The 3,847-nt window shown below is 73.0% G+C and carries 3 protein-coding genes; 2 read left to right on the plus strand and 1 reads right to left on the minus strand.

Features of this window, described 5'->3' with window-relative positions:
* On the plus strand, positions 1–745 hold a 745-nt coding region (locus VFN12_RS03140; protein WP_325117122.1), incomplete at its 5' end, for an SGNH/GDSL hydrolase family protein.
* 49 nt (positions 746–794) lie between these two features.
* On the opposite strand, the gene VFN12_RS03145 is transcribed toward VFN12_RS03140, so the two are convergent.
* Positions 795–2,090 (minus strand): ankyrin repeat domain-containing protein, encoded by a 1,296-nt coding sequence (locus tag VFN12_RS03145; protein WP_325117123.1) that lies wholly within the window; start codon positions 2,088–2,090, stop codon positions 795–797.
* 24 nt (positions 2,091–2,114) lie between these two features.
* On the opposite strand from VFN12_RS03145, the gene VFN12_RS03150 reads away from it, so the two are divergent.
* Positions 2,115–3,847: penicillin-binding transpeptidase domain-containing protein (locus VFN12_RS03150; RefSeq protein ID WP_325117124.1), on the plus strand; the 1,733-nt coding region annotated here is incomplete at its 3' end.

The raw sequence follows: 3,847 nt of genomic DNA on the forward strand, positions 1-3,847 counted from the left end.
GGTCGCCGATGTCACCAACACCCAGCTGTCCGCCCTCACCGCGTCGACCAGCTACGTGAGCATCTCCGTCGGCGGCAACGACGCCGGCTTCGCCGACGTGCTCACCGAGTGCGCGACTCCGTGGTGGGCCGGCGACTGCGACGGTGCGATCGACCAGGCGCAGGCGTTCATCAACAACACCCTGCCCGGCCGGTTGTCGACGCTCTACGCCTCGATCCGGGCCAAGGCGCCGAACGCCAAGGTGGTCGTCGTCGGCTACCCGAGGATCTTCATGGGCGAGGACTGCAACGCCGGCACCTGGTTCTCGCCGGAGGAGATGACACGGCTCAACCAGACGGCCGACCTGCTCAACGGCAGGACCGCGAGCCAGGCCTCGGCCAAGGGCTTCTCGTTCGCGAACCCGACCAGCCGCTTCATCGGGCACGCCGTCTGTGACGACCCGGAGTGGATCAACGGGCTCTCCAACCCGATCAGCGAGAGCTACCACCCGAACAAGCCGGGCCACTCCTCCGGCTACACGCCCACCGTCAGCCCGCTGCTCACCGGCGCAACCGTGGCCGTCAACGGCAAGGTCCGGGCAGCCTCGGCCGCGATGGCAGAGCAGCTGGCGGCGCAGCAGCGCAGGTACGCCGAGGTGGACGCCGCGATCACCCCGGAGTCGTTCCGGGCGCCCACGACCGACTCGCTCCGGGCCCCGGCCAGGCGAGCGGGCATCGACCTCGACCGGTGGCTCGCGCGCCACTGACCGCCGTGGCCGCGGTGAGCCGCACCGAACCGCCGGGTCGGTTGGTGACTCACCGCTCCCGGCGGAGCAGGCGCGCGATGGCGGTGTAGCCGCGATCGCGCGCGTGCTCGAGAGGGCTGACCCCGTCGCCGTCGCGGATCGTGGGGTCGGCTCCGTGCTCCAGCAGGATCGAGACGATGTCGACGTAGCGGGCTGAACCGTCGCCGAGGATGATCGCCTCCAACAGCGCGGTCCACCCCAGGTCGTTGACGTGATCGAGGTCGATCCGCGTCTTCGCGACGCGACGGACGTAGCCCACGTGACCGCGTTCGGCCGCGGGGATGATCGAGACCCCGCCGAAGCGGTTGCGGATGGTCAGGTCGGGGTCGAAGCGCAGCAGCAGCTCGGCCATCGGCACCGAGCCGGTGACGCCGGTGACCAGCCAGGGCGTGTCGTGGCGTTCGTCCAGAGCATCGGGCGAGGCGCCCATGGCGACGAGGAGCCGGGCCACGTCGAGCCGGTCCTCGGTGACCGCGATCAGCAACGGCGTACGCCCGGCGCCGTCCCGGACCTCCACGTCGGCGCCCTGCCGCAGCGCGATGGCGGCGGCGTCGGCATCACCGGTACGTGCAGCTGCCAGCAGGGCCCGCCCGGGGCGGTCGAGGTCGGGTGCGGCGAGCGCGCGCTCCAGGGTGCGTACGACGGCGGCCTGGCCACGGGACCGAGCGTGCTCGACCGGCGCGATCCCGTCGCGCTCGGGCGTGATCCGGAGCGAGGCGCCGCCCGCGACCAGGGCACGCACCGTGTCGACGTAGCGCGTCGAGCCGTCGCCCAGGATGATCGCCTCGTGCAGGGCCACCCACCCCAGGTTGTTGACGTGGTCCACGGCGATCCTGGTCTGCAGCAGCCGGCCGACGACGTCCCAGTGCCCGCGCTCGGCGGCGCGGATCAGGCCGGTGCCGTCGAAGCTGTCGTGGAGGGTGACGTCGGCACCCCGGGCGAGCGTGAGCTCGAGGAGGTCGAGGTACCCCTCGCTGGTGGCGATCAGGAACGCGCTCTGGACCGACTCGTCGCGCCAGTTGACGTCGGCTCCCCGGTCGATCAGCCGCCGGGCCCGGCGTACGTCGTTGTCCCAGGCGGCCTCGACCAGCATCTCGTCGAGCACTCGCTGCTCCTTCTCGTCGAGCCGCTCCGGCGTCGCCGAACGGGCCGGGGCGGGGGTGTGCGCGGGGCTGGTCGGTCCCTCGGCACGCCGGCTCGGCGACGGGTCCGCCGACGATCGTGACGACGGGTCTCCGGAGCAACCGGCGGCCGCCAGCACCACGCCCGCGATCGCCACGGCGACCGGGGCTCGGAGAGGGGCCATGCTCGTGATGGTAGAAGGGAGCCCATGCCCGCCCCACGAACCACTGCGCTCCTCACCGCCCTGATGGTGGTCGGCCTGCTGACCGGCTGCGAGGCCGCGCAGAACGTCAGCGGGCCCGACCCGGAGGAGGCCGCCGATGCGCTCGCCGCCGGCCTGGCCTCGGCCGACCTGGCCGACGTGCCGTTCGCCGGCCGGACCGCCGACGAGGTGACGACCGGATACCGCCGCGTGGTCGAGGGCCTGGGTGAGGTCACCCCCGAGGTCGAGGTGGTCGACGTGGCGGAGTCCGACGCGACCGCCACCGCGTCGCTCGGCTGGACCTGGGCGCTGGACGGGCACGAGTGGACCTACCAGTCCGAAGCGGAGATGCGGCTGGCGGGCGAGGAGTGGCAGACGGAGTGGACGCCGGCTCTCGTGGAGCCCTCGCTGAAGCAGGACGAGGTGCTCGACAGCACCGAGATCGCCCCGGAGCGCGGTCAGGTTCTCGGCGCCGGCGGGGTCGCGCTGGTCGCGGACCGGCCGGTCGTCCGCTTCGGCATCGACCGGACGCAGGTGAAGCCGGACCGCGCGGGGGAGTCGGCGCGGCAGCTGGCCCAGCTCGTGGGGGTCGACGCAGCGCCGTACGTCCAGCAGGTCGAGGGCGCCGGGGCGGAGGCCTTCGTCGAGGCGATCGTGTTCCGCCAGGCCCAGATTCCCCCGGCCGTCGCCCAGGGGTACGACCGGATCAAGGGGGCGCTGGGGGTCGAGGACACCCTGCCCCTGGCTCCCACGAGCGAGTTCGCGGCCCCGATCCTCGGCACGGTCGGCGAGGTCACCGCGGAGATGATCAAGGACGACCCCGAGAAGTACGAGATCGGCGACCAGGCCGGGCTGTCCGGCCTCCAGGCCCGGTACGACGACCAGCTGCGCGGCACCCCCGGCTTCGCGGTGCAGGCCGTCGACCCCGACGGCGCCGAGCGCGAGCTGTTCACCGAGGAGCCCACCCCCGGCAAGCCGCTGCGGCTCACGCTCGACCAGCGACAGCAGCAGTCCGCCGAGCGGCTGCTCGCCGGCGTCGGCCCGTCCAGCGCGCTGGTCGCGATTCGCCCGTCGACCGGGGACATCGTGGTGGCGGCGAACGGCCCCGGAACCGACGGCTACAACATGGCGACCTTCGGCCAGGCCGCCCCCGGGTCGACGTTCAAGAGCGTGAGCAGCCTGGCCCTGCTGAGGGACGGTCTGTCGCCGTCCTCGACGGTGCCGTGCACGAGCCGGATCGTCGTGGACGGAAAGGCGTTCGAGAACTACGACGACTACCCGTCCGGGGGCCTGGGCCGGATCCCGTTGCGGACGGCGGTGGCCAACTCGTGCAACACCGCGTTCATCTCCCAGTCCGGCAGGCTGGCCGACGACGCCCTGGCCGACGCGGCCGCCTCGCTGGGGATGGGCGTCGACCACGACCTGGGCTTCCCCGCCTACTTCGGCAGCGTCCCGCCGGCCGCGTCGGAGACCGAGGCGGCCGCCGACACGATCGGGCAGGGCAAGATCCTGGCCTCCCCGATGGCGATGGCCACCGTGATCGCCTCCATCCAGTCCGGCGAGACCGTGCTGCCGCGGCTGGTGAAGGACTGGGAGGTCGACCGGGCCGACGTACCGAAGCTGGCGGGCGGTGAGGCCTCGCAGCTCCGCGCGATGCTGCGCGGCGTCGTCACCTCCGGCAGCGGCAGCCTGCTCGCCGACGTACCCGGGCCTCCGGTGATCGCCAAGACCGGCACGGC

The organism is Nocardioides sp. (assembly GCF_035703625.1).
Lineage (GTDB): Bacteria > Actinomycetota > Actinomycetes > Propionibacteriales > Nocardioidaceae > Nocardioides.